Below are 23,992 nucleotides of genomic sequence, written 5' to 3'. Positions count from 1 at the left end.
ACCCCCTCCAGGTTCTCGGCCCCTCCGGGGTCCATTTTGGGGCCCCCCCTTTCCCCCTCCCCGGCCTCCCCCCGGGGGGGGCCCCCCCCCCCGGGGGGGGGGGGGCGTTTACCCGGCCCCCCCCCACGCCGCATCGCAGAGATCAAGTTTCAGTGCGGTGGCAGCAGCGCGTCGACCAGGTCGCGCAGGGGCCCGACCAGGTCCTGTTCGGTGGCGGAACTCAGCGGTTCCAGCCGGATCGACGACCGCAGCACCGCGACTCCGATGCCGGCGGCGAGGGCCATCTGGGCGCGGAGCAGGAGCTGTTCGCTGCCCGGTTCGCCGGGACGCCACCCGCGAGCCGCCGCCAGTTGTTCGCTGGAACGCACCAGAACGCCGCGCCGGATCTCATCGGCCCCCGCGTCCCCCGATGATCGCAACAGCAGTGACAGCTGGCTCGACAGGCCCGCCGCGCCGAGGTCGGCGATGTGCCGGGCGATGGCCTCGGGCACCCGGTCGGCCGGCGTCTGGCCGGTGGTTCGGCGCAGCTCGTCGCCGGCCGCCCGCAGGCACGCCTCGAACAGGCCCTCCTTGGACGTGAAGTAGCGGCTGATGAGCGCCACGTTGACGCCCGCGTCGTCGGCGATGTCCCGGACAGTGGTGGCCGCGTAGCCGTCCCGCGCGAAGCGTTGGCGAGCGGCGTCGAGCAGCAACTGCCGGGTCTCGGCCGCGTCCCGACGGCGACGCTGGGCCGGTTCGCCGGCGGTGTTGCTGGTCGCGGGGACAGGCGGTTCTGCTGTCACGACGCGTCCTCTCTGTCGCTCTGGCTCGGCGTCGATGCTAGTAAGTAAACATATGTTGACTTTCTGTCGACCGCAACGTCCGGTGCGGCTCGAAGGTGACGTAAACGACTGTTGACATGGGTCCCGGGCTGCGCATACTGGCTAAGTCAGCAAACGTTTACATCTAGTTCGGGGATTCCATGACCCACACCATCGAGGAGCCGACCCGCCTCGGCTCCGCGTCCGGCGCCGCCCCGCGCGCCAACAGCACGCTTCTGGTGCTGTACCTGTCGCTGGGCGGCCTGGCGTTCGCGGTGCTCCAGTCGCTGGTGGCGCCCGCGCTGTCGACCATCGGAAGGGACCTGGGCGTCTCGACCGGAGACATCAGCTGGGTGCTCACGGCGTACCTGTTGGCCGCCTCGGTGCTGACGCCCATTCTCGGACGTCTCGGTGACATGGTCGGTAAGCGTCGAGTCCTCATCGGCGTCCTCGCGGCCCTGGCCGCGGGCACCCTGCTCGCCGCCCTGGCCCCCAACCTGACCGTGCTGATCGTCGCGCGGGCGCTACAGGGAGCCGCCGGAGCGATCCTGCCGCTGTCGATCGGCATCGTCCGCGACCAACTGCCCCGGGAGAAGGTCGGCGTCACCGTCGGCCTGCTGTCGGCGATCTTCGGGGTCGGCGCCGGTGTCGGCATCGTGGCCGCCGGCCCGATCGTGGAGCACCTGTCGTGGCACTGGCTGTTCTGGCTGCCGCTGGTCCTCGTCGTCGTCGCGCTGCTCGGAGCCATCTTCGGAATGCCCGAGTCGCGGGTCCGCACGCCCGGGCGGCTCGACATGCTCGGCGCGGCCATCCTGTCGGTCTCGCTGGTCTCGCTGCTGCTGGCCGTGAGCAAGGGGCAGGGCTGGGGCTGGACCGAGCCGAAGACCATCGGCCTGTTCCTGCTCGGCGCGGTCGCGATGGTGGTGTTCGTCCGGGTCGAGCTACGTGTACGCGAGCCGCTCATCGACATGCGCCTGATGCGGATTCGCGGTGTCTGGGCCACCGACCTCGTCGCCCTGATCCTCGGGTTCGCGATGTTCGGGACGTTCGTGCTGGTACCGACCCTGCTGCAACTTCCCGCAGCCACCGGGTACGGGTTCGGCAAGACGGTGTCCCAGGCGGGCCTGTTCCTGCTGCCCACCGTCCTGATGATGGTGGTCTTCGGTCCCCTCGCGGGCCTGCTGGACCGTCGCTTCGGTCCCAAGGTTCCGATGTTCCTCGGCACGGTCGCGGTCGTCGTCGCATTCGCGCTGCCGGCGCTCGCGCACGGCGCGACCTGGCAGGTGCTGCTCTCCGGGGTGCTCACCGGCGCCGGCATCGGCCTGGCGTTCGCGGCGATGTCCAACGCCATCATCGAGAGCGTCCCGGCCGGGCAGACCGGCGAGGCGAGCGGCGTCAACACCATCGCGCGGACCATCGGCAGCAGCATCGGCGCGGCGGTCGTGGCGGCCGTCATCACGTCGAACAGCACCCCTACGGGGCTGCCCACCGACGCGGCGTTCACCGCCGGCTTCTGGGTGTGCGCGGGCGTCGCGGTCCTGGCCGTCTTCGCGGCACTCGCCCTGCCCTCGGCGCGTCGCCGTCACGAACAGGCCGTCGCCGCCGGTGTCGACGACCTTCCGCCCGAGCCGGTCGAGCTGCACCTGCCCCACCGGCACCACTGAGCAGGCGGCTGACGGTCGCCTGATTCGCGCGGGCCGTGTCCACTCCTGGTGGGCGCGGCCCGCGCGACCTCAACCTGCTCGCGGCGCGCCCAGCCGGAGCTGCCAGCGCGCGCCCCGGCTGGTGAGCCGGACGACCGCCAGGGGCTCCACGTCCACCTGCCGGTAGGTCGCCATCGGAAGACCGAGGGCGTGTACCACCGCGACCCGGATCACCAGTGGGTGGGTGACCGCGATGACGCGTCCACCGGATTCCTGCTGCTCGTCCAGCCAGCTGCCGACCCGATCCCGCACGGCCGAGACGGACTCACCGCCGTGCGGCGCGGACTCCGGTGCGGACAGCCAGTCGTGCAGCGCCTGCGGCTGCGATTCAGCGATCTCCTCAAGCGATCGCCCGGACCAGGCCCCGTAGTCACAGTCGGCCAACGCGGTCTCGATCGCCGGCAGCAGGCCGAAGGCGTCAGCGGTCTGTCGGGCGGCCACCGCGGGGCTGGACAGGCAGGTGGCGTGCACGCCGAGGGGCCCGCGCCGGTCTGCGCCCGCCTGGGCCTGGGCGAGTGCGGCACGCAGGCCACCCTCGTCCAGGCCGTCGTCGGTGCCGAAGCGAGCCCGGCGCAGAGCGGCGGTGTGACCGTGGGCGACCAGCCGGAGGCTGGTGCCGGTCACGTGCTCGGCAGTGCGGTGGCGGCCCGGCGACGCCGCTCGTGGTGCATCAGGGCCGCGAACAGCAGGCCGATGCCGGTCCAGAGCACGACCTGGGTGCCGAGCGAGGCCAGTCGGAAACTCCACAGCAGGTTCGCCGGGAAGTCCGCCGGAACCTCCTGGAAGGACGGCATCACCACGTACGAAACTGCCGTGACCAGCAGGAACCCGCCCACGGCCGCGGCGGCGCGCAGCCACGGCGGCGCCTGGGCGCCGACCGACCGGTAGCCCAGCGAGCCGGCCCACACGGCCACCAGCCCGAGCACCACCATCAATAGGTAGGTGACGGTCCGTTGGTCGATGGTGGCCGGGTCGCCGACCGCCGGCGGATTCGCCGGATACTTGAGGAACGGCACGATCACCGCGCCGAGCAGCGCCGCGCCGGCCAGCAGCAGGCCCGACCGCCCGTCGTCGTCGCCGCGCCGCCGCCGGGACAGCAGGACGTACGCCGTGGCCAGCAGGCCACCCATCGCGGCCCCGAACAGGCCGGTGGCCAGGAACAGGCCGCCGCGCTGACCCGTCCGGCTGACCAGGGCGTCCTCGTGATCGTGCGCGCCAGTGGCGGGATCGGCGTGCGTCGCCGCCTCCTCGATCGCGATGGCCGCCTCGACGTGCGGTTCGCCGGCGACGTACGCGAACGCCCCGGCCAGCAGGCCGGCGATCAGGCCGGCGAGCAGCCCGCGGACGAGGACGGCGAGGAACGGGGGAGCGGCGGTGGTGTTCAGTGGCACGGGACGCCCAGCAGGTGCCGGCCGTCGTGCATCAGCTCGTGCAGGTACATCCCGCTGCGCGACACCGCCCCCTGGTCGAAGGCGACGAGGTACGCCAGCAGGGTGAGCACGGCAACGGTCGCAAAAGCCGTCCACAGCAGACGGGCACTGCCAGCGGGATGCACCACCGGCTGGCTGGATGCGGAGCTAGACATGAATACACGAACCTCCCCAGGGATGACGCGTCCCCATCGCAAGGCTGCGGACGACCGAGCGTCCTGGCTCGCGGCCCCCGGTTGTGGTTGGGGACCGCTCACAGTGGCGCGACCGCGCCGGATTCACACCGGCTTCCCTCGCGTCGCCGCAGATAGTGGGTCGACGGTATCGGTGCCGCCTCAGGCGGTCAACCCGGACTTCGCGCCCCGACGTGTCCGGATACTGGTACGTCAACAAGCGGACCAGCCGCAGGTGCCAGTGGATTCGTCAGACCAAAAGGCGACACTGCCGGAAGCCGGTCGTGGCGCGCGTTCCGGGGCTCAACAACAGTCTGTTACCGCTAACATGGTCAACCTGCCAGATCGACTCTGTGGCTCCGGGTTGATTCGGAGGGCTCGATCAGCGGCTGGGCGGGGTGTGCGGTGGACGAGAACGCGCCAGGACGGGTCCGGTGACGACCGGCGAGGTCGCGCGACGACCGGGCATCGTCGACGCGCACCATCACCTCTGGGTCCGGGCGCGGCACCCGCAGCCCTGGATCGATCCGCGCACCATGGCCGCGATCGACGACGACTTCACGCCGGTCGAGCTCGCCCCGGCGACCCGGGCCGCCGGGGTCACCCAGACCGTGGTCGTCCAGTCCGTCGCCGTTCGGTCGGAGACGCCCGAGCTGCTCGGCATCGCGGCCGACGATCCCCTCATCGCCGGGGTTGTCGGCTGGGTCGACCTCGCCGCCGCCGATGTCGACCGTCGCCTCGCCCGACTACGCAGGGCCCGCGGCGGCGAAAGGCTGGTCGGGATCCGCCACCTGGTCCAGTCCGAATCGGACCCGACCTATCTCGACCGTCCCGACGTGCGGTACGGCATCGCCGCGGTCGGTGCCGCCGGCCTCGCCTTCGACCTTCTCGTGCGCCATCGTCAGCTGCCGGCGGTCGCCCGGCTCGTCCGCGACCTGCCCCAGGTGCGGTTCGTCCTGGACCACCTCGGCAGGCCCCCGCTCGGGCGCGCCGATCTCGGTGACTGGCAGCGCGACCTGCGGGCGCTGGCGGCCGAGCCCAACACGACGGCGAAGCTCTCCGGCCTGGTGACCGAGGTGGACGGCGGGCCCTGGACGACGGCCGACCTGCGGCCCGCAGTCGAGCACGCTTTGGACGTGTTCGGGCCGGACCGGCTGATGTTCGGCTCGGACTGGCCGGTGTGCCTGCTCGCCACCTCGTACACCCGCTGGGTCACCGTCCTCGGTGACCTGCTGGACCCGCTGTCCGACGACGAGCGGACCGCGATCTGGCGCCAGACCGCCAGCCGGGTCTTCCGGCTGGCCCCGTCCTGAGACGGCAGTGCCTTCCCAACTGGGAACATAGCATGTTATCGATAACATGCTAACGGCGGCGGTGATGTCGATTTGGTCGGACGTATGCCTTCGACGGTGTAAGTAACGATGGCAAACATGCTCGCAAGACCTTGGCAACATACGTGAATGCGTGGCAAGGTAACGCCTGGTCGTGGGAAACATCCGACCTATCTCCAGGGGATGTGTGGCCGTCTAGCCGCACCACTGTCCGAGGGGGTCGGTCGCTCACAGGCGTTCGGCTCGTCGGCGGTTCCCCGTCGGACGCCGACGCCGCGCTTGGGGAGGTCAGGTCCGACGATGAGTAGCGCCGAGGCAACCGCCGGCACGCAGCGCGGCGAACTCAGCGACTGGTTCCGGGAACGGATCTCCCACGCCGTCTCCGAATTCACCGCCGCGACCGCGCTGGTCGTCCTGTTCATCGCCTTGACCTTCGCGAGTCCCTACTTCCTGACAGCGGACAACCTCTTCAACATCGGGGCCCAGACGGCGGTGATCGCCATCATCGCCACGGCCCAGACGATGGTCATCATCACGAAGGGCATCGACCTGTCCGTGGGGTCGGTCGCGGCGCTGGCCGGCGTGTTGGGCGCGATGGTCGTGCGCGACCTCGGCTTCTCGCTCTGGGCGGCGACGGCGGTCGCGATCGGCGTCGGCGCGCTGGCCGGGCTGTTGAACGGCCTGCTGGTGACGGTGGCCCGGATTCCGCCGTTCATCGCGACGTTGGGGACGATGTCCGTGGGTCGCGGCCTGGTCTTCATCATCACCGGAGCGGTCGGCGTCTACGGCCTGCCCCGGTCCTTCCAACTGCTCGGCAACGGGCAGATCCTCGGCATCCCGTTCGCCGTGGTGATCACCGTCCTGGTCGCAGTCGGGGTCGCCTTCCTGCTCTCCCAGACCCGCTTCGGTCAGTACACCTACGCGATGGGCTCCAATCTGGAGGCGGCCCGCCGCTCCGGCATCCGGGTCGGGCGGCACCTGACCGGGGTGTACGTGCTGGCCGGCGTGCTGGTCGGGCTGGGCGGCATGATTGCCGCGTCCCGGGTCAACTCCGGCCAGCCCAACTACGGGATCTCGCTGGAACTCGACGTCATCGCCGCCGCCGTCATCGGCGGAGCCAGTCTGTTCGGCGGGCAGGGCCGGATCGTCGGGACCATCATCGGCGCGTTCCTCATCGCCCTGGTCCGCAACGGCGCCGTCCTGCTCGACATCAGCATCCACTACCAGCAGGTGATCGTCGGCGTGATCATCTGGGCCGCCGTCTACTTCGACCAGTACCGCCGCCGGCGGCTGGAATCACGGGGTTGACATGCCATTCCGAGAGTCCGAACGAGGAAGGACACACACCATGGCACACACCACCACCAGCCGGCGGACGCGAGGACGACTCCTGCGCATGCAGGCGATCGTGGCCGCGGTCGCGGCGACCGCCCTGCTCAGCGCCTGCGGCGGGGTCGAGGTCCGTGACGGCGGCGACGGCGCGACCACTGACGCGAGCGGCCCGTTGAAGCTCGCCGTCGTACCCAAGGCGGTCGGGGCCGACTACTGGAACACGGTCAAGGCGGGCGCGGAGTGCGCCGCGCAGCGCGCTGGGGACGTCACCGTCCAGTGGGACGGGGTGACCACCGAGACCGACGTCGAGGGCCAGGTCAACCTGATCCAGAACTTCGTCACCAAGAAGGTCGACGGCATCGTCTACGCGGCGACCGACTCCAGCGCGCTGGCACCGGCGACCGACAAGGCGCTCAGCGCCAACATCCCGGTCGCCATGATCGACTCCGGCACCAGCCCGCAGCCGTCGAACGTGCCCCTCTTCGCCACCGACAACCGCGCGTCGGCGACCGAGGCGGCGAAGCTGCTCGCCACCGAACTCGGCCCCGGCAACCACGAGGTGGCGCTCGTCGAGTTCCAGCCCGGTTCGCAGACAAACACCGAGCGGGTCGACGGCTTCAAGGCCGGCCTCGCCCAGTACCCCAACCTGAAGCTGGTCGGCCAGCAGCCGAGCCGCAGTGACGTCAACGAGGCCCGACGGGTCACCGAGAACATCCTCACCGCCAACCCCAAGCTCGCCGGCGTCTTCGCGGCCAACGAGCCGAGCGTGCTCGGCGCCGCGCAGGCCATCCAGGCGGCCGGCAAGTCCGGCAAGGTGGTCATCATCGGCTGGGACGCGGCCCCGGACGAGATCGCCGGGGTGCGCAACGGCCAGATCTCGGCGCTGGTCGTGCAGAACCCGTTCAAGATGGGCTACTTCGGCGTCGACAAGATGGTCAAGCACCTTCGGGACAAGGCGCCGCTGGCGTCGGCCGACACCGGCGTCACGTTCGTCACCAAGGAGAACATCGACTCGGCGGAGATCAAGGCGGTGCTCGAGCCCAGCTGCGCCAACCCGCCGGTGCAGTGATGGGCGCGATTCCCACGGCCACCGCGGACAGCGGTCAGCAACCCACCGACGCGGAACCGCCGGTCCTCGAAGCCCGCGGCATCGTCAAGCGGTTCGGGCACGTCGAGGCGTTGCGTGGCGCCGACTTCACGGTCCGCCGAGGTGAGGTCGTCGCGCTGATCGGTGACAACGGCGCCGGCAAGAGCACCCTGATCAAGACCCTGTCCGGTGTGCACCCACCTGACGAAGGCGAGATCCGGGTCGGCGGCCGCCCGGTCCAGTTCTCCACTCCGGTCGATGCCCGACGGGCGGGGGTGGAGACGGTCTACCAGGACCTCGCCGTCGCCGACGACCTCAGCGTGGCCGCCAACCTGTATCTCGGCCGGGAGATCCTGCGCTCCGGACCACTCGGCCGGCTCGGGCTGCTGGACAAGCGCGCCATGCGCCACGGCGCCGCCGCAGCCCTCGACGAACTCGGCGTACGGATCCCCCGGGTCACCACCCCGATCGCGATGCTCTCCGGTGGGCAGCGGCAGTGCGTGGCGGTGGCCCGGGCCATCATCTGGGCGACAAACGTGGTCATCCTCGACGAGCCCACCGCGGCCCTGGGTGTGGTCCAGACCGGGCGGGTGCTCGACGTCGTTCGGCGTGCCCGTGACGCCGGCATGTCGGTGGTGCTGGTGAGCCACAACATGCCGCAGGTGCTCGAGATCGCAGACCGGGTCGAGGTCCTGCGCCTCGGTCGGCGCGCTGCCCAACTCCGCGCCGACGAGGTCACCACCGACGATCTGGTCGCGGCGATGACCGGCAGCACCAGCGTGGATCGGGACGAGCGGTGACGGCTGTCGTCCAGCGGGGCGCGCGTGATCCCGCCGGTCCGGCGACCCGGGGCGGCGTCGGTCCACCGCTGCGGCTGAGTCCACTGGGCTTCGGCGCCTCCCAGGGCGGCAATCTCTACCGGCCGACGTCGGACGAGCAGTTCGCCGCCGCGGTGGACACTGCCTGGGCAGGCGGCATCCGATATTTCGACACGGCACCGCACTACGGGCTGGGCCTGTCCGAACGGCGCCTGGGCGCCGCCCTGCGCTCCCGCCCGCGCGGCGAGTACGTGGTGTCGACGAAGGTCGGCCGACTGCTCGTGCCGTCGCCGGAGACGGCGCACCGGCGGGATCCGGAGGGGTTCGACGTTCCCGCCGATCATCGCCGGGTCTGGGACTTCAGCCGCGACGGCGTACACCGTTCGCTGGAGGCCAGCCTTCGGCGCACCGGCCTGGACCGGATCGACGTGGTGTATCTGCACGATCCGGACGAGCATTGGGAGCAGGCCGCGCACGAGGCGATCCCGGCGTTGGTTCAGCTGCGGGAGCAGGGCGTGATCGGCGCCGTCGGCGCGGGGATGAACCAGTCCGCGATGCTGGCCCGCTTCGTGGCGGAGACCGACGTGGACGTGGTGATGTGCGCCGGTCGGTACACCCTGCTGGAGCAGGGCGCGTTGACCGACCTGCTGCCCGTCGCGCAGGCCCGCCGCGTCGGTGTGGTGGTCGCCGGGGTGTACAACTCCGGGTTGCTGGCCCGGGACGTGCCGGCGACCGACGCCGTCTACGACTACCGGCAGGCGCCGGTCGAGGTGATCGACCAGGCCCGCCGGGTAGCGCGGGTCTGTCAGATGTACGGCGTCACGCTGCCCCAGGCGGCATTGGCGTTCGTCCGTCGTCACCCGGCCGTGGTCTCGACAGTGGTCGGCATGCGTGACGAGGCCCAGGTGACCGAGACCCTGCGTCGATCTGGTGTCGACGTCCCGGATCAGCTCTGGGCGGCGTTGTACGACGAGGGGCTGCTCGACGTGCAGCCGTGAGGGTCGACAGTCACGACCGGGCCGTCTCGATGCTGGTGTCGGCGTCGTCGGGTAACCCCTGCAACGACTCCTCCACGCCGATCAGGTGGTTGGCCATCCGGGTGCGCGCCCGCTCCGGGTCGCGTGCCACGAGGGCCTTCAGGATCGCCACGTGTTCGTCATGGGTCCGCAGGTCCGCGCCCTCCTCGTGCAGACTCCGCCAGAGCCGGCCACGGATGGTGCGCCCGGCGAAGGCTTCGATCAGGCCGACGAGCACCGGATTCTCGGCGTGCACCGCGATGATCCGGTGGAAGGCGATGTCGATCTCCATGATCCGCTCGTGGTCCGGCGGTGACTGGCCGATCAACCGGGCCGCCTCGTCGAGCAGGTCACCCGCCTGGGACAGGGCCTCGTCGGTGATCCTGGTCGCCGCCAGGCAGGCGGCCTCGCACTCCAGCAGACGGCGAACGGTGTGGATGTGCCGCGGGTCGCCCTGGCCCTGGAAATCCACCACGAAACCCATCGGGGCCAGCAGTTGTGGCGCGTCGAGGTTGGTGACGTAGGTGCCGTCGCCCTGGCGGATGTTGACGATGCCGAGGATCGACAGCGCCGACATCCCCTCGCGCAGGGACCCCCGCGAGACACCGAGCTGCTCGGCGAGGTCCTTCTCGATGGGCAACCGGTCCCCGGGCCTGAACTGCCCTTCGAGGATCATCCGCTTGATGCCGTTGACCACTTCGTCAGTGCGAGACATGATTCCCCTAGCGGCCGGCGGGGGTGGCCTTCCCACCCGCGATCACGTACGCCGACTCCGGAGATGACACGGTAGTCGGGTCTGTCGCCGCCCAGTAGTGGCCGTCGGGGAACCGGTAGAGCGCGACCGACTCGTGACGCATCCGGGTGGAGTAGCCGGGCTGGCTGGGCAGGACGTATCCGCTGCCGGAGCCGGTGTCCCGGATGATGCAGGGATCGGTGAAGTGCTCGTGCAGGTGGTCGACGAACTCGGTGACCCGGTTGGTGAGGTCCCCCGAGATCGCGACGTAGTCGAGCACCGACACGTGTTGGACCATCTCGCACAGCCCCACACCGCCGGCGTGCGGGCACACCGGGACGTTGAACTTCGCGGCGAGCAGCAGCACGGCGACGATCTCGTTGATGCTGGCCAACCGGCCGGTGTCGAGCTGGCAGAAGTCGATGGCCTCGGCTTGGAACAGCTGCTTGAACATCACCCGGTTGTGGCAGTGTTCGCCGGTGGCGACGCCGATCGGTGCGACGGCGCGACGGACGGCCGCGTGGCCCAGGATGTCGTCGGGGCTGGTCGGCTCCTCGATCCACAGTGGCTTGAACTGGGCGAGGGCGGTGACCCACTCGATGGCCTGGCCGACGTCCCACACCTGGTTGGCGTCGATCATGAGGTTGCGATCCGGCCCGAGGATCTCCCGCGCGATCGCGCACCGGCGAATGTCGTCGTCGAGGTTGGCACCCACCTTGAGCTTGACGTAGCCGTAGCCGGTGTCCACCGCCTCCTGACAGAGCCGGCGCAGCTTGTCGTCGCCGTAGCCGAGCCAACCCGCTGAGGTGGTGTAGGCGGGGTAGCCGGTCCGGTCGAGCTCGGCGAGGCGGGCGGCCTTCGTGCCCTCCTTGGCCCGCAGGATGGTGAGTGCCTCGTCCCGGGTCAGCGCGTCGGACAGGTAGCGCAGGTCCGCGATGTCGACGAGTTGCTCGGGGGACATGTCGACGAGCAGCCGCCACAGCGGCTTGTCGGCGACCCGGGCGACCAGGTCCCACGACGCGTTCAGCACGGCCGCCAGGGAGAGGTGGACGACGCCCTTCTCCGGACCGAGCCAGCGCAGTTGCGAGTCGGAGGTGAGGAGGCGGTAGACCGCGCCCATGTCCGCTGCCATCGTCGCCACGTCCAGGCCCACGAGGCGCTGTGCCTGGTGGACCGCCGCCGCCGCGACGATGTCGTTGCCTCGGCCGATGGTGAAGGTCAGGCCGTGCCCCGCGAGTGGCGCGCCCACGCCGTCGACGCCGTCGGTGTGCAGGACGACGTAGGCCGCCGAGTAGTCGCCGTCCTTGTTCATGGCGTCTGACCCGTCAGCGGTCAGGGAGGTGGGGAAGCGGACGTCTTCGACGGTGACGGCGGTGATCTGCGGCATGCGCTCCTCGCCCGGCTAGGCTAAAGATCAGATGATCACTGGGAGTATACGGAGGGCCGCTCCGGCACGTCAACGATGTCGATCATCGCAGGCCCGCAGACATATGATGTTTGCCCGCCGCGTTGATCCGCCTTGCCGCCCATCGGGCCGGTTGGTGGGCGAAGGTGACGGGAGTGGCGGTCCGTGGAGATTGGACGTTCCATCCCACCACGGCGCATTGGCGGCGACGCATGAGTACGGCTTGCGCCACCCTGGCCTCGATACGTCAAATCTCTGTCGACTGTCGACACCGGCGCGGAGTGCCCGTCTCCGGTGCCCGGCGTCGATCGGCGTGGCATGGCCGGCCGGGGTGGTGACGGTGGTCACCGAGTCGGCGCCGACACGCCCGAGAACGACATGTGGGGTGTGACAACGGCTGCGTCCCTATATATGGTGTCGAGCGCAGCTGGTTCGGCCGCTCATCCGGCGCGGTCGAGGCAACAGGGAACCCGGTGGAAATCCGGGACTGTCCCGCAGCGGTGAGTGGGAACGACCGCCGTCAACAGCACTGGGCCACCAACCGGCCTGGGAAGCGACGGCCAGTAGGAGACCGGCGAATCCGGTCGTGCCCGCGAGTCCGAAGACCTGCCAGCGCGCCGCGTACCCGCACCGGGTGGGCGGCGGTCCGAAGCCGCGTGGGACGGCTGACGCCCCCTGACCCACGCCGGGCTGGCGTGGCGTCCGTCGGTGTCTGCCTCCTCGCGTCCGGGCCACCAGGTCTCGAACTCCGAGGAGCGAGTGGTGACAGTCACCGAGGTAGTCCCGGCCAGCGGCGACGCGACAGTGCGGCGCACGCCGATGCAGGTCCGCAAGCGCGACGGCGGCACCGAACCCGTGGACGTGAACAAGATCGTCCGAGCGGTCGAGCGATGGGCCGACGACCTGACCGACGTCGACCCGATGCGGGTGGCCACCCGCACCATCAGCGGCCTCTACGACGGCGCGACCACAGCCGAGCTGGACCGGCTGTCCATCCAGACCGCCGCCGAGATGATCGGTGAGGAGCCGCAGTACTCGCGCCTCGCCGCGCGGCTGCTGGCCGGCTACGTCGACAAGGAGGCGCGTCGACAGGGCATCACCTCGTTCAGCGCGGCGATCCGGGTCGGCCACGCCGAGGGCCTGATCGGTGACGACACCGCCGCGTTCGTCGCCGCGCACGCCGCGACGCTCGACCACGCCATCGACCCGGACGGCGACCGCCGGTTCGAGTACTTCGGCCTGCGCACCGTGTACGACCGCTACCTGCTGCGCCACCCCACCAGCCGACTGGTGCTGGAGACCCCGCAGTACTGGCTGCTGCGGGTGGCCTGCGGCCTGTCCCGGACGGCCGACGAGGCGGTCGACTTCTACCGGCTGATGTCCAGCCTGGCCTACCTGCCCAGCTCACCGACCTTGTTCAACTCCGGGACCCGGCACACCCAGATGTCCTCCTGCTACCTGGTCGACTCCCCGCTCGACGAGCTGGACTCGATCTACCAGCGGTACGCCCAGGTCGCCAACCTGTCCAAGTTCGCCGGTGGCATCGGCATCGCGTACTCCCGGGTCCGCTCCCGGGGCGCGCTGATCCGGGGCACGAACGGGCAGTCCAACGGGATCGTGCCGTGGCTGCGCACGCTGGACGCGAGCGTCGCCGCGGTGAACCAGGGTGGCCGGCGCAAGGGCGCGGCCTGCGTCTACCTGGAGCCGTGGCACCCGGACATCGAGGAGTTCCTGCAACTGCGGGACAACACCGGCGAGGACGCCCGGCGCACCCACAACCTCAACCTGGCCAACTGGATCCCGGACGAGTTCATGCGCCGGGTCGAGGCCGACGAGCTGTGGTCGCTGTTCGACCCGCACGAGGTGCCCGAGCTGCCCGACCTGTGGGGGGAGCGGTTCGACGCCGCGTACCGGGAGGCCGAGGCGCAGGGTCGCTACGTGCGGCAGGTCCCGGCACGGGAGCTGTACGGGAAGATGATGCGCACCCTGGCCCAGACCGGCAACGGGTGGATGACCTTCAAGGACGCGTCGAACCGGCTGTGCAACCAGACCGCCGAGCCGGGCAACGTGGTGCACCTGTCGAACCTCTGCACCGAGATCGTCGAGGTGTCCAGTGACACCGAGACCGCCGTGTGCAACCTCGGCTCGGTGAACCTCGCCGCCCACCTCACCGACGGCGGCATCGACTGGGAGCGACTGCGCGCCACGGTGCGGACCGCTGTGACCTTCCTCGACCGGGTCATCGACATCAACTACTACCCGACCGCGCAGGCGGCGGCGAGCAACCCCCGCTGGCGGCCGGTCGGGCTCGGGCTGATGGGCCTCCAGGACGTCTTCTTCGCGCTGCGGCTGCCGTTCGACTCGCCGGCCGCACGGGAGCTGTCCACCCGGGTCAGCGAGGAGCTGTACCTGACCGCGCTGGAGACTTCCACCGACCTGGCGCGCGACTTCGGCGCGCATCCGGCGTACCCGCAGACCCGGGCCGCGCGGGGCCAGCTCCAGCCCGACCTGTGGGGAGTCGAGGGTACGCAGACCGCGCGGTGGGACGCGCTGCGCGGGCGGGTCGAGGCGTACGGGCTGCGCAACTCGTTGCTGGTGGCGGTCGCGCCGACAGCGACCATCGCCTCGATCGCCGGGTGCTACGAGTGCATTGAGCCGCAGGTGTCCAACCTGTTCAAGCGCGAGACCCTGTCGGGGGAGTTCCTCCAGGTCAACACCGCTCTGGTACGCGAGCTGAAGGCCCGCGGTCTGTGGACCGAGCGGATCCGGTCGGCGATCAGGCGGGCGGAGGGGTCGGTGCAGGACATCGCCGAGCTGCCGGCCGGCGTACGGGAGCTGTTCCGCACCGCGTGGGAGCTGCCGCAGCGGGCGCTGATCGACCTGGCCGCCGCCCGCGCCCCGTTCATCGACCAGTCCCAGTCGCTGAACCTGTTCCTGGCCGCGCCGACCATCGGCAAGCTCTCCTCGATGTACCTGTACGCCTGGAAGGCCGGGCTGAAGACCACCTACTACCTGCGCTCGCGCCCCGCGACGCGGATCCAGCAGGCCACCGTCAGCGCTGTCGCACCCGTCGTCGTCGACGCGGAGGCCCTGGCCTGCTCGCTGGAGAACCCCGAGTCGTGCGAGGCCTGCCAGTGACGTCCGTCGACAGCGCCACCACCACCGACGCCAGCACCACCGACACGAGGACCACGCACATGCTGCTCGACCCCGGGATGGACCTGACTCTCCGCCCGATGCGCTACCCGCACTTCTTCGACCGGTTCCGCGACGCGATCCGCAACACCTGGACGGTCGAGGAGGTCGACCTGCACGCCGACCTCGCCGACCTGGACAAGCTGTCGCCGGCCGAACGGCACCTGGTCAGCCGCCTCGTGGCGTTCTTCGCCACCGGCGACACGATCGTCGCCAACAACCTGGTGCTCAACCTCTACCAGCACGTCAACAGCCCGGAGGGCCGCCTCTACCTGTCCCGGCAGCTGTTCGAGGAGGCCGTGCACGTCCAGTTCTATCTCAACCTGCTCGACACGTACGTGCCCGACGAGACCGAGCGCTTCGAGGCCTTCGCCGCCATCGAGAACATCCCCTCGATCCGTCGCAAGGCCGAGTTCTGCTTCCGCTGGATCGACTCCCTCAACGACCTGCGGGAGCTGCGGTCCCGCGAGGACCGGCGGACGTTCCTGCTCAACCTGATCTGCTTCGCCGCCTGCATCGAGGGGTTGTTCTTCTACGGCGCGTTCGCGTACGTCTACTTCCTGCGCTCCCGCGGCCTGCTGCACGGCCTCGCCTCGGGCACCAACTGGGTGTTCCGCGACGAGTCCATGCACATGGCGTTCGCGTTCGACGTCGTCGACACCGTCCGCGCCGAGGAGCCGGACCTGTTCGACGACGACCTCGCCGACCAGGTTCGCCGGATGCTCACCGAGGCGGTCGAGTGTGAGGTGCAGTTCGCCGAGGACCTGTTGGGCCATGGTGTGCCCGGTCTGACGTTGACCGACATGCGGGAGTACCTCCAGCACGTCGCCGACCGCCGCCTCGCCCAGCTCGGCATCGCCCCGCACTACGGGTCGAGCAACCCGTTCGGCTTCATGGAGTTGCAGGACGTCCAGGAGCTGTCCAACTTCTTCGAGCGGCGGGTGTCGGCGTACCAGGTCGGGGTGACCGGCGCCGTCGCCTTCGATGACGACTTCTAGCCCTGGGCACACGACGCGCCGATCAGCCTCGTCACCGGCGCGCCCGCGCGGGGCTGTTGCGCCAGCTGACCACCGGTACGACGGTGCCCGCCGCCCTCGCGGTCGGCGGGCGCCGTCACCGTCGGCTGGCGCAGGCCACGCAGGTACGCGCGGACGGGCGGGCGACGAGCCGCTCGGCGGGAATCGGCCGGGCGCACCGCTCGCACACGCCGTAGCTGCCGTCGTCGACCCGTCGCAGCGCGACGTCCAGCTCGGCCAGGCGTCGGCGGGTGGCGTCCAGGACGGCGGTGAGCTGCGCGCGTTCGAAGGCGATCGTGCTGCCCTCAGGGTCGTGCTCGTCATCGGCGTTGGACGACCGGGACGCCTCGAAAAGGCTCTGGAGGTCGCCGTCCAGGGCGGTGGCCTGGATTTCGGTCTGCTCGCGCAGTCGCAGCAACTCTTCGCGGACGGCGCTGGAATCCCTGTTCATGGCCGTTCCACAGTACCTGGGGGATGACGGCGGTCACATCACTGGCATTCCGAGACGACTGGTCATATCGTGGTGTCTGCCAGTCAGCCGCAACCCCCGGGCGAGAGGAGTGCCACGAGATGCCACGAACGAAGTCGCCGGCCTCCGCCGGGACCCGGCAACGGTTGTCCGACGCGGCGTTGGACCTGTTCCACCTGCGGGGCTACAACGGGACGAGCGTCCAGGACATCGTCGCCGCTGCCGGGGCGCCGAAGGGCACCTTCTACAACCACTTCGCCAGCAAAGAGGACCTCGCCCTCGACTCGGTGGCGAGATACTCCGCGGCGATGGGGCTGGAGATGCTCGACGAGAAGCAGGGCGGCACCCCGCTTGAGCGGATCACCGGTCATCTGGGATACATCACGGGCCTCGGCGACACCATGGGTGATCGCGGATGCCTGCTCGGCAACTTCGCCACCGAGATCCCGGCGCACAGCGATGTCCTGCGCAACGCCGTCGACGCCGGCTTCGGCCGCTGGGTCGCCGCCCTCGCCACGGCGATCGAGCAAGCGCGGGCTGCTGGTGAACTGCACGGCGACGAACCCGCCACTGATCTCGCCGGCTTCGTCGTCTCCAGCTACGAGGGCGCGGCAGCGCGGGCGAAGGCATCCGGTGACCCAGCCGCCCTCCGGGAGTTCTTCACGATCACCACGACCCGGATCCTCACCTGATCCGCGTCCGATCCCCTCGGTAACAGTCCGTGTCGTGCCATCCGACGCGGCGCGTAGCCAATCCAAGACGACCGGTCGTACGCCCTCGGCCGGGATAGCAGCACCTGCATTGAGGAGTGAGACATGAGCACGTACCTGATCAATCACCTGCGTATCCCGGGCGGAGTGCCGACCGAGGAGTCCCTGCGTTACCTGGAGCAGGTGCAGGCCACCACCGAGGCGTACGGCGCCAAGTGGCTCGTCCTGGATGCCCAGGTGCAGGTCCTCGAGGGCAGCTGGCCCGGTTCGGTCGTGCTGATCGAGTTCCCGGACGCGGAGACCGCCATGACCTGGTACAACTCGACCGAGTACCAGGCGATCCTGGCGCTACGCGTCGATCACACCATCAACGACCTGGTCCTGGTGGACTCGGTCGGCCCGGACTTCACGGTGGCCGGCTACGCGCGTCAGATCCGGACCCTGCTCGGCCAGTGACCAGCCCTCGCTGACCTGCCGCACCGCGATCCCCGCGCACGCCGCGCCGTGCGCGGGGATCGGCTACATGAAGTTGCGGGTGTGCAGGGCGGAGAGCGCCGCCGCCTCGTCGGGCCGGAAACCCAGGCGGACCAGGCGGCGCTGACGGCCCTGATCCATCGCGTGTTGCAGAGCCTGCACCCGGTCGAAGCCGGCGGACACGTCGTCCGGATGCCAACCACCCGCCGCGAGCAGCACCAGCGCGTCGAAGACGTCCGCGTTGAGGCCCGCCGTGTCGGCCAGCGCGTCGTGGCGGCGGTGGATGGCCGCCCGCAGTCGGTCCCGCAGCAGCGGATCCAGCTGCGCCTGATGTTCCAGGTGTGCCATGCCGAATACCACGTGCCGGCGCTCGTCCTGCATGGCGAGCCAGCAGATCCGGCGGGTCACCGGGTCCGGGGCGTTCTCGTGCAGGAACGAGAGCAGGTCGACGAAGCTGCCCTCGCCGAGCACGGAGAGCAGGAACGACGCCAACGCGAAGTCCGACTCCGCGACGAGGGTGAACAGCGACTGCCGACCGCCAGCGGATGACGTGCCCATCTCGGCGCCCCGCAGCAGTGCCCGTCGGCTGAAGACCTCCATGTGCCGGGCCTCGTCGGCCATCTGCACGGCGAGCAGCTGCACCACCTCCCGAAAGTGCGGATGGATGCGCCCCACGAACCGGGCCGGCACGACGAGGGCGGCCTGCTCGTTCTCGACCAGGTAGGTCATCACCTGCACCACCGCCGCCTCGACGTCGGCCGGCAGGGCGAACGGGTCGTTCCACGGCACCGCGGCCTGCGGGTCCCACTGTCGGGCGGCAGCCTGCGCGTACAGGTGGGGGGCGATGTCGGCCCAGACCAGGTCGCGGTCGTCCAGGTCGAACCGCGCCTCCGGACCACCGGCTTCGAGGAGCGCACCCCGGGCGCCGAGACCCCACCGCGCGGGTGGACGGCTGCTGAGCGCCGACGGCAGGGCCGGCCCGGCCCGCTCCGCGCCGAACCAGCGGTCGTCATCCGTCGACCCCCGGACCACCACCGCCACCAGCTCGTTCGCCTCGCCCCGATCCGGCCATTCGACCCGATGACCCCGGCCACGACACCACGCGGGCAGGTGTACGCGCAGCGCCGGGTCGCGCCCGGAGACCGCCAACCGGCCGCCGGGCGGCAACCCGGCCAGGGCGCGCTGCACGAGCAGGTGTGCGCCCCGGGCGAACCCCAGGTCACCCAGGTCGACCTCGGCGACCGGTGCCGTGCTCACGGCCGGTAGTCCGTGGCCGTCACCCGCCCGTCGGGGGAGTAGAAGCCGCTGGCGTCGACCGCGTCGGCGAGGGCGTCATACCCCGTGGTGCGGCCCTCCCGCCAGGCCGTCAGCCCCTCCAGGTCGAGCAGCGGACGCACCTGCGGATCGGCGTACGACATGCCGAGCAGCAGCGCGCCGAAGAGCCGGACCCCGTCGGACTCCGGCGCGCGGACCGTCATGTTGCAGTGGTCGTAGCGTGCGGTCTGCGCCACGATCCGGGCGCCCTCGGGCGGTAACGTGCCCTCCTGGACGAACGCCAGGTGGTTGGCGTCGATCATGCAGGCGGCGTCGACCTCCCCGGCCACCAGGGCGCGGGCCGCGTCGCGCTCGCCGCCGATGTGGTCGCCGTGCAGGCCGACACCCACGTCGAAGCGGCGTACGTCGACAGTGACCCCGGCCGCCGCGAGGTGACCCAGGGGAATCAGCGTCGCCTGTGGACTGTCCACCGCCCCGACGGCGACCATCCGTCCGGCGAGGCCGGCGAGCTGGCGCACCGGCGAGTCCGCGCGGACCACCACGATCGAGGTGAGGTCCTGGTCGGTGTCGCGCATGGTGAGCGCGCGTACGGCCGTGCCGTTGGCGGCCGCCAGACGCTCAGCCCGCAGCCAGGCCAGGGGAGAGTTCCAGGCCGCGTCGATCCGCCCGGCGACGAGGTCCTCGACCTGTCGTTCGTAGTGGGAGTAGAGGACGAAGTCGAAGTCCAGGCCCCGCCCGCGCAGCCAGGTGCGGAAGCCCTCCCAGATGGTCACCACCTTCGGGTCGTACGCGACCGCGCCCATCAGTACGGTTGGCGCGGGCATCAGCGGTTGGCCTCGTCGAGCAGCGGCAGCCCGGTGACGAGCCGCCCGACGAAGTCGTGCAGCGCGTCGGTGGTCGGTGCCATCACCCGGGCCGCGCGGGCGTCCCGGAAACGGCGCTCAAGGCCCAACTCCTTGCGGAAGGCGCTGCCGCCGCAGAGCTGCATCGCGCCATCGGTCACCTCGGCGACGGTCTCGCCGGCCAGCGCCTTGACCTGGAGCACCCGCAGCATGGCGTCGTCGCGACCGGTCTCCAGTGCGGTGAGCGTGTCGCCCAGGAAGGCGCGCAGCGCATCGGTGCGAATCATCAGCCGGGCGAGGTCGCGTCGGGTGACGGGCGCGTCGCGCAGGGCGGCGCCGGTGTTCGCGAGCGTGGTCCTGGTGAGGTGTCGGCCCGCCTCGGCCACCGCGCTGTCGGCGAGACCGAGGCAGAAGGCGGCGTTGAGCACCAGGAACGAGGGCAGGACCGCACCGAGCGCGGTGTCGAGCCCGGCCCCGTCGGCCGCCATCCTCGCCGTAGCCGGAACCCGGAGCCCGTCGGCGGTCATCGGGCGGGAGCCGTTGCCCCGCAGACCCAGCCCGTCGAAGTCGCCGGTCACGCTCAGCCCGGCCCTGTCGGCCGGCACCAGCCACAGCGTCATCGGGCCGGCGTCGCGGGTCAGCGGAAGGCTCGACCAGACGTAGCTGTTGGCCTCACCGGCCGAGGTGACCCAGCTCTTACCCGCGTCGAGGCGGACGGTGTCGTCGTCGTCGGCGGCTGTGGCGGTGCCGGTCGGCGACCAGAAGTGGCTGCGCGAGCCGTACTCGGAGAACGCCAACGTGGTGAGGTGATTCCCGGCGGCGATGGCGGCGCGGACGTCGTGCGGGCCGTGCGCCTCGATGACGGCGGTCGCCGCGTAGTGCATGAGCACCACCATCGCGGTGGACCCGCACTCGGCGGCCAGCCGCTCGATCACCTCGGCGACCGTCCGCATGCCGTGGCCGGCGCCGCCGACCTCGGTCGAGGAGGCCAGGCCGAGCAGGCCGGCTGCGGCGAGGGCGTCGACACCCGGACGGGGGAAGGCCCCGTCCCGGTCGACGATCGGCGCCTGCGGGCGGATCACATCGTCGATCACCGTGCCGAGCGTGTCCGTGGGATCGGTGGCGGTCTGGGCACTGTCGACACTGGTCGTCATGCTCGGGAACCCCTCAAGGCAGGCCGATGGGACCGCCGCCGACACTATCCGAACCCGTAGACGCAGCGCGAGCGTCGGATCACCGTCTGGCGCGGGCGTTGTCCCGGTGGGGTCGGCTGTGCCCGTCGTCCCGGTCGATGCGCAGCTCGCGCTCCAACTCGGTGATGACCGCCCGTAGGTCGTCCAGCCGTTGGGTGAGCGCGATCCGGTCCACCTCGTCCGGTACGCCGTCGCCGTCCTCGTCGTACCCGGGAGCCAGTCGTTCGGTCATCTCCAACCGGCGGGCCTCCTCCATGGAGTTCACGATGACCGCGATGAGGATGTTGAGCAGCAGGTTGACGGTGATGACCACGTAGCTGACGTAGTAGAGCAGCGTCCATGGTGAGATCGCCATGCCCTGCTCGATGAGGTCCGGCAGCGTCTCCAGCGACAACAGCACGAACAACGTCAGTAGCGATCGGCCGATGTCGCCGTACTCCTCCGGATACCTGTTGCCGAAGATCAGCCAGCCGGCCATGCCGTACACGTAGAGCGTCACCACGGCCAGGGCGAGGAACCCGGTGACGCCCGGCAGGCTGCGCCACAGCGCGGAGACGATGGTCCGCAGACCCGGTGAGAACCGGACCAGGCGGACCATGCGGGCGACCCGGACGACCCGCAGCAGCGCCGGGTCGCCGTGCAGGCCCGGGATGAAGATCGCCGCGATCACCACGAAGTCGAAGACGTTCCAGCCGTGCCGGAAGAAGTCCTGTGGGCGCCTGCCGTAGGCGGCCAGCCGGACGGCGATCTCGACGACGAAGACGGCCCGGAAGAACAGCTCCAGCGCGTGCAGCGCGGTGCCCGCCGGGCTCAGATCGTCGTACGTCTCCAGGCCGAGAACGATGCCGTTGGCGAGGATGACCACGACGATGGCGATCTCGAAGGGCCGTGACCGGGCGAGCCGGTCGCAACGGTCGGTCCAACCCGAGCGATGCGGCGGCAGTGTGGACGGACCACCCCGCTGGGCGGGCACCGGTGCGTCACTCACCAGTCGGCCGGCTCGATGAGGCGCGCCGGGGCCGGGGCCCACCTCCGGCCGTCGTCGTGGCGGTGCGGCTGGTGTGCGGGCATGCCCACCAGCCTATCCAAGATCAACGACGCTGCGCGACCACGCCGTCCGTGCAGCGTGACTCGTTAGCTGCGCGTCGGCGTGACACCGAAGGGCTGGCCGTGGTGTCGATGCGCGCCGTGGCCGCCGCGCTCGGCACCGGTGCCGATCCCTCTACCGCTACCTGTCGTCCCGCGACGACCTGCTGGACCTGATGACCGACCGGGCCGTGGGGGAGCTGCGCCGAGTCGACCGAGGCGGGCTGACCGCCTCGGCGTACCGGTGGGGTCTGCCGTTCTTCGAACGTCGCCGGCTCGTCGGCGGCGGAAGCGGGACGCGGGAGCGCCCGCACCCGACGTCACGTCGGGGTGGTGAGATATCGACGGTAACCGAGAGCGGACTGCGCGAACCCGATGGACGCGTAGAACCGGTGGGCGTCGGTACGCGCGGCGTTCGACACAAGTTGGACCTTGTAGCAACCGGCCGCCGTCGCCTCGTCGAGCGCCGCCAGCATGAGGGCCCGGGCGACTCCACGACGGCGCCAGCCGGGCGCGACCACCACGTTCTCCACCACCATGTACGGTCGCGCGCCATGGGTGAGGTTGGGGGCGACGAGGGTGTCCAGGGTGCCCACGAAGGTGTCCCCGGCGACGGCCAGCAGGAGGCGGCGGCCGGCTTGGGCGTGCAGGTCGCGCCAGGCGGTGGCGAGCCGGGCGGTGTCCGGCCGTGTGTCGTCGGGAGCGAGTTGCCACAGCACGTCGAAGACCAACTCGGGGTCGTCCTGCGCCACGGCGGCGCGGACGACGAAGTCGCCGCCGCTCACCGGGCCGACGCCGGAGTGTCCAGGTCGGACCGCACGGCGTGCCGACATGGCGACCCGACGGGCCGGGAGAGCTGCTCATCGACGTGCCTCACCATGCCGTCGAGGATACGTGTGCGGCTTCAGCGCGTGGCGGGCGGCGGCGACCGGTGCCCCGCCGCCCGCTTCGGCGATGAACCCGGTCAGGCCCGCGCGGCCCGGATGGCGTCGCGCAGGGGGGTGCTCGGCCGGCCGAGCAACCGGCTGAGGTCGTCGCTGTCGGTTGCCAGCTCGCCATTGGCGATCGAGTGGTCGAGCGCGGCGACGAAGCCGGCGGTGCCCGCGTCCAGGCCGACGTTCTCCAGGGCCGAGGCCAGCTCGGCGGCGGACATGTCCTGGTGGACGACGGCGGTGCCGGTCACCTCGGTGACGGCCTCGGCCAGCTCGTCGAAGGTGAACGCGGTGCCGCCCAGTTCGTAGACGGCGTTGCCGTCCTCCTCCCGGGTCAGCGTGGCCACTGCCGCCCCCGCGTAGTCGGCCCGGGTCGCGGCGGAGATCTTGCTGCCGCCGGTGGCGCCGAGGATCGTGCCGGACCCCAGGTACTGCGGGAGCTGGTCGGTGTAGTTCTCGGTGTACCAGCTGTTGCGCAGCACGGTGTAGGTCAGACCGGACGCGGCGAGGACCTCCTCGGTGGCCTTGTGCTCCGGGGCGAGCGGGTTGGCGGTGGTGTCGGCCTTCAGGATGCTGGTGTAGACGAGACGCTCCACCCCGGCGAGCCTGGCGGCGTCGATGACCGCGGTGTGCTGCGCGACGCGCTGACCGGGAGCGTCACCGGAGATGAGCAGCAGGCGGCGTACGCCGGCCACGGCGCCGGGCAGCGTCGACGGGTCGTCGTAGCTGGCCTTACGGATCTCGACCCCGCGCGCGGCCAGGTCGGCGGCCTTCTCCGGGCTGCGGACGATGGCGGCGATCTCGGCGGCCGGTACGCCGCTGTCGAGCAACTGCTCGATCACCAGGCGGCCCAGCCGGCCGGTGGCGCCGGTGACGGCATAGGTGGGCATGGGAACCTCCGGAGGGTAGGGGCAGATCAGTAAGCACTTACGAATCTACAGCACTAACGGAAAGGCGGCATGAGATAGGCTG

At 70.6% G+C, this 23,992-nt stretch carries 23 protein-coding genes and 2 riboswitches; of the genes, 10 read left to right on the top strand and 13 right to left on the bottom strand.

What is annotated here, in order from left to right; genetic code table 11:
- Positions 1 to 149 precede the first annotated feature (149 nt).
- Complete coding sequence (locus ACIA47_RS31305; protein ID WP_258401705.1) at positions 150 to 782, bottom strand: TetR family transcriptional regulator; 633 nt, start codon at positions 780 to 782, stop codon at positions 150 to 152.
- A gap of 179 nt (positions 783 to 961) precedes the next feature.
- On the opposite strand from ACIA47_RS31305, the gene ACIA47_RS31300 reads away from it, so the two are divergent.
- On the top strand, positions 962 to 2,464 hold the full coding sequence (locus ACIA47_RS31300; protein ID WP_396711941.1) for an MFS transporter: 1,503 nt from the start codon (positions 962 to 964) through the stop codon (positions 2,462 to 2,464).
- Positions 2,465 to 2,533: 69 nt separating this feature from the next.
- On the opposite strand, the gene ACIA47_RS31295 is transcribed toward ACIA47_RS31300, so the two are convergent.
- The 3 genes from ACIA47_RS31295 to ACIA47_RS31285 are packed head-to-tail and all read right to left on the bottom strand — an operon-like array spanning position 2,534 to position 4,088.
- Entirely contained in the window at positions 2,534 to 3,127 is a 594-nt protein-coding gene (locus ACIA47_RS31295; RefSeq protein ID WP_396711939.1) for a histidine phosphatase family protein, read from the bottom strand.
- Positions 3,124 to 3,894 (bottom strand): CbtA family protein, encoded by a 771-nt coding sequence (locus ACIA47_RS31290; protein ID WP_396711937.1) that lies wholly within the window; start codon positions 3,892 to 3,894, stop codon positions 3,124 to 3,126. Before ACIA47_RS31290 ends, ACIA47_RS31295 begins: the two co-directional genes overlap by 4 nt.
- Positions 3,885 to 4,088: a CbtB domain-containing protein gene (locus ACIA47_RS31285; protein WP_203117164.1), complete on the bottom strand. Its 204-nt coding sequence runs from the start codon at positions 4,086 to 4,088 to the stop codon at positions 3,885 to 3,887. The genes ACIA47_RS31290 and ACIA47_RS31285 overlap by 10 nt, the downstream gene beginning before the upstream one ends.
- Positions 4,089 to 4,146: 58 nt before the next feature.
- A riboswitch (cobalamin riboswitch) is annotated at positions 4,147 to 4,225 on the bottom strand.
- 315 nt (positions 4,226 to 4,540) lie between these two features.
- Here ACIA47_RS31285 and ACIA47_RS31280 point away from each other — a divergent pair.
- The 5 genes from ACIA47_RS31280 (at position 4,541) to ACIA47_RS31260 (ending at position 9,672) form a co-directional block, all read left to right on the top strand.
- A complete protein-coding gene (locus ACIA47_RS31280) occupies positions 4,541 to 5,419 on the top strand; it encodes an amidohydrolase family protein (protein WP_396711935.1) in 879 nt (292 codons plus the stop codon).
- Positions 5,420 to 5,737: 318 nt separating this feature from the next.
- Positions 5,738 to 6,745 carry an ABC transporter permease gene (locus tag ACIA47_RS31275; RefSeq protein WP_091406814.1) on the top strand — a complete coding sequence of 336 codons (1,008 nt, stop codon included), beginning with the start codon at positions 5,738 to 5,740 and terminating at the stop codon, positions 6,743 to 6,745.
- A gap of 40 nt (positions 6,746 to 6,785) precedes the next feature.
- On the top strand, positions 6,786 to 7,838 hold the full coding sequence (locus ACIA47_RS31270; protein ID WP_203117168.1) for an ABC transporter substrate-binding protein: 1,053 nt from the start codon (positions 6,786 to 6,788) through the stop codon (positions 7,836 to 7,838).
- Positions 7,838 to 8,656 (top strand): ATP-binding cassette domain-containing protein, encoded by an 819-nt coding sequence (locus tag ACIA47_RS31265; RefSeq protein WP_396711932.1) that lies wholly within the window; start codon positions 7,838 to 7,840, stop codon positions 8,654 to 8,656. The genes ACIA47_RS31270 and ACIA47_RS31265 overlap by 1 nt, the downstream gene beginning before the upstream one ends.
- Positions 8,653 to 9,672 (top strand): aldo/keto reductase, encoded by a 1,020-nt coding sequence (locus ACIA47_RS31260; RefSeq protein WP_396711930.1) that lies wholly within the window; start codon positions 8,653 to 8,655, stop codon positions 9,670 to 9,672. Before ACIA47_RS31265 ends, ACIA47_RS31260 begins: the two co-directional genes overlap by 4 nt.
- A gap of 10 nt (positions 9,673 to 9,682) precedes the next feature.
- On the opposite strand, the gene ACIA47_RS31255 is transcribed toward ACIA47_RS31260, so the two are convergent.
- Positions 9,683 to 10,405, bottom strand: a complete 723-nt coding sequence (locus ACIA47_RS31255; RefSeq protein WP_203117170.1) for a FadR/GntR family transcriptional regulator — start codon at positions 10,403 to 10,405, stop codon at positions 9,683 to 9,685.
- Positions 10,406 to 10,412: 7 nt separating this feature from the next.
- Positions 10,413 to 11,810, bottom strand: a complete 1,398-nt coding sequence (locus ACIA47_RS31250) for an enolase C-terminal domain-like protein (protein ID WP_396711928.1) — start codon at positions 11,808 to 11,810, stop codon at positions 10,413 to 10,415.
- A gap of 429 nt (positions 11,811 to 12,239) precedes the next feature.
- Positions 12,240 to 12,457, top strand: a riboswitch (cobalamin riboswitch).
- A gap of 190 nt (positions 12,458 to 12,647) precedes the next feature.
- Here ACIA47_RS31250 and ACIA47_RS31245 point away from each other — a divergent pair.
- Complete coding sequence (locus ACIA47_RS31245; RefSeq protein ID WP_238410308.1) at positions 12,648 to 14,966, top strand: ribonucleoside-diphosphate reductase subunit alpha; 2,319 nt, start codon at positions 12,648 to 12,650, stop codon at positions 14,964 to 14,966.
- Positions 14,967 to 15,025: 59 nt separating this feature from the next.
- Entirely contained in the window at positions 15,026 to 16,021 is a 996-nt protein-coding gene (locus ACIA47_RS31240) for a ribonucleotide-diphosphate reductase subunit beta (protein ID WP_238410309.1), read from the top strand.
- Positions 16,022 to 16,136: 115 nt separating this feature from the next.
- On the opposite strand, the gene ACIA47_RS31235 is transcribed toward ACIA47_RS31240, so the two are convergent.
- Positions 16,137 to 16,490, bottom strand: coding sequence for a TraR/DksA family transcriptional regulator (locus ACIA47_RS31235; protein WP_396711926.1), 354 nt, complete (start codon positions 16,488 to 16,490; stop codon positions 16,137 to 16,139).
- Positions 16,491 to 16,609: 119 nt separating this feature from the next.
- Here ACIA47_RS31235 and ACIA47_RS31230 point away from each other — a divergent pair, with 119 nt between their 5' ends.
- Entirely contained in the window at positions 16,610 to 17,200 is a 591-nt protein-coding gene (locus ACIA47_RS31230; protein ID WP_203117198.1) for a TetR/AcrR family transcriptional regulator, read from the top strand.
- Between the two features lie 123 nt (positions 17,201 to 17,323).
- Positions 17,324 to 17,674, top strand: a complete 351-nt coding sequence (locus ACIA47_RS31225) for a DUF1330 domain-containing protein (protein WP_396711924.1) — start codon at positions 17,324 to 17,326, stop codon at positions 17,672 to 17,674.
- Positions 17,675 to 17,737: 63 nt separating this feature from the next.
- Here the strand turns inward: ACIA47_RS31225 and ACIA47_RS31220 are convergent, their stop codons facing one another.
- The 6 genes from ACIA47_RS31220 to ACIA47_RS31195 form a co-directional block, all read right to left on the bottom strand.
- Positions 17,738 to 18,949, bottom strand: a complete 1,212-nt coding sequence (locus ACIA47_RS31220; protein ID WP_396711922.1) for a ferritin-like domain-containing protein — start codon at positions 18,947 to 18,949, stop codon at positions 17,738 to 17,740.
- Positions 18,946 to 19,791 carry a phosphate/phosphite/phosphonate ABC transporter substrate-binding protein gene (locus tag ACIA47_RS31215; RefSeq protein ID WP_396711920.1) on the bottom strand — a complete coding sequence of 282 codons (846 nt, stop codon included), beginning with the start codon at positions 19,789 to 19,791 and terminating at the stop codon, positions 18,946 to 18,948. The genes ACIA47_RS31220 and ACIA47_RS31215 overlap by 4 nt, the downstream gene beginning before the upstream one ends.
- Positions 19,791 to 20,963 carry an acyl-CoA dehydrogenase family protein gene (locus ACIA47_RS31210; protein ID WP_396711918.1) on the bottom strand — a complete coding sequence of 391 codons (1,173 nt, stop codon included), beginning with the start codon at positions 20,961 to 20,963 and terminating at the stop codon, positions 19,791 to 19,793. Before ACIA47_RS31210 ends, ACIA47_RS31215 begins: the two co-directional genes overlap by 1 nt.
- A gap of 79 nt (positions 20,964 to 21,042) precedes the next feature.
- Positions 21,043 to 21,990 carry an ion transporter gene (locus tag ACIA47_RS31205; protein ID WP_203117207.1) on the bottom strand — a complete coding sequence of 316 codons (948 nt, stop codon included), beginning with the start codon at positions 21,988 to 21,990 and terminating at the stop codon, positions 21,043 to 21,045.
- A gap of 418 nt (positions 21,991 to 22,408) precedes the next feature.
- Positions 22,409 to 22,921, bottom strand: coding sequence for a GNAT family N-acetyltransferase (locus ACIA47_RS31200; protein ID WP_396711916.1), 513 nt, complete (start codon positions 22,919 to 22,921; stop codon positions 22,409 to 22,411).
- A 131-nt stretch (positions 22,922 to 23,052) separates the two neighbouring features.
- On the bottom strand, positions 23,053 to 23,910 hold the full coding sequence (locus ACIA47_RS31195; RefSeq protein WP_203117213.1) for an SDR family oxidoreductase: 858 nt from the start codon (positions 23,908 to 23,910) through the stop codon (positions 23,053 to 23,055).
- Positions 23,911 to 23,992 lie beyond the last annotated feature (82 nt).

Source organism: Micromonospora sp. NPDC051227 (assembly GCF_044455385.1).
Lineage (GTDB): Bacteria > Actinomycetota > Actinomycetes > Mycobacteriales > Micromonosporaceae > Micromonospora.
Note: the sequence above shows the minus strand (reverse complement) of the source record. Positions and strands in the feature narration are given on the sequence as shown.

Excerpts from the sequence above, each read along its gene's own strand:
- ACIA47_RS31255 (WP_203117170.1), bottom strand. The coding sequence starts at position 10,405 with ATGTCTCGCACTGACGAAGTGGTCAACGGCATCAAGCGGATGATCCTC.
- ACIA47_RS31210 (WP_396711918.1), bottom strand. The coding sequence starts at position 20,963 with ATGACGACCAGTGTCGACAGTGCCCAGACCGCCACCGATCCCACGGAC.
- ACIA47_RS31240 (WP_238410309.1), top strand. The coding sequence starts at position 15,026 with ATGCTGCTCGACCCCGGGATGGACCTGACTCTCCGCCCGATGCGCTAC.
- ACIA47_RS31265 (WP_396711932.1), top strand. The coding sequence starts at position 7,838 with ATGGGCGCGATTCCCACGGCCACCGCGGACAGCGGTCAGCAACCCACC.
- ACIA47_RS31200 (WP_396711916.1), bottom strand. The coding sequence starts at position 22,921 with ATGTCGGCACGCCGTGCGGTCCGACCTGGACACTCCGGCGTCGGCCCG.
- ACIA47_RS31250 (WP_396711928.1), bottom strand. The coding sequence starts at position 11,810 with ATGCCGCAGATCACCGCCGTCACCGTCGAAGACGTCCGCTTCCCCACC.
- ACIA47_RS31275 (WP_091406814.1), top strand. The coding sequence starts at position 5,738 with ATGAGTAGCGCCGAGGCAACCGCCGGCACGCAGCGCGGCGAACTCAGC.
- ACIA47_RS31300 (WP_396711941.1), top strand. The coding sequence starts at position 962 with ATGACCCACACCATCGAGGAGCCGACCCGCCTCGGCTCCGCGTCCGGC.
- ACIA47_RS31270 (WP_203117168.1), top strand. The coding sequence starts at position 6,786 with ATGGCACACACCACCACCAGCCGGCGGACGCGAGGACGACTCCTGCGC.
- ACIA47_RS31195 (WP_203117213.1), bottom strand. The coding sequence starts at position 23,910 with ATGCCCACCTATGCCGTCACCGGCGCCACCGGCCGGCTGGGCCGCCTG.
- ACIA47_RS31230 (WP_203117198.1), top strand. The coding sequence starts at position 16,610 with ATGCCACGAACGAAGTCGCCGGCCTCCGCCGGGACCCGGCAACGGTTG.
- ACIA47_RS31235 (WP_396711926.1), bottom strand. The coding sequence starts at position 16,490 with ATGAACAGGGATTCCAGCGCCGTCCGCGAAGAGTTGCTGCGACTGCGC.
- ACIA47_RS31245 (WP_238410308.1), top strand. The coding sequence starts at position 12,648 with ATGCAGGTCCGCAAGCGCGACGGCGGCACCGAACCCGTGGACGTGAAC.
- ACIA47_RS31225 (WP_396711924.1), top strand. The coding sequence starts at position 17,324 with ATGAGCACGTACCTGATCAATCACCTGCGTATCCCGGGCGGAGTGCCG.
- ACIA47_RS31285 (WP_203117164.1), bottom strand. The coding sequence starts at position 4,088 with ATGTCTAGCTCCGCATCCAGCCAGCCGGTGGTGCATCCCGCTGGCAGT.
- ACIA47_RS31215 (WP_396711920.1), bottom strand. The coding sequence starts at position 19,791 with ATGCCCGCGCCAACCGTACTGATGGGCGCGGTCGCGTACGACCCGAAG.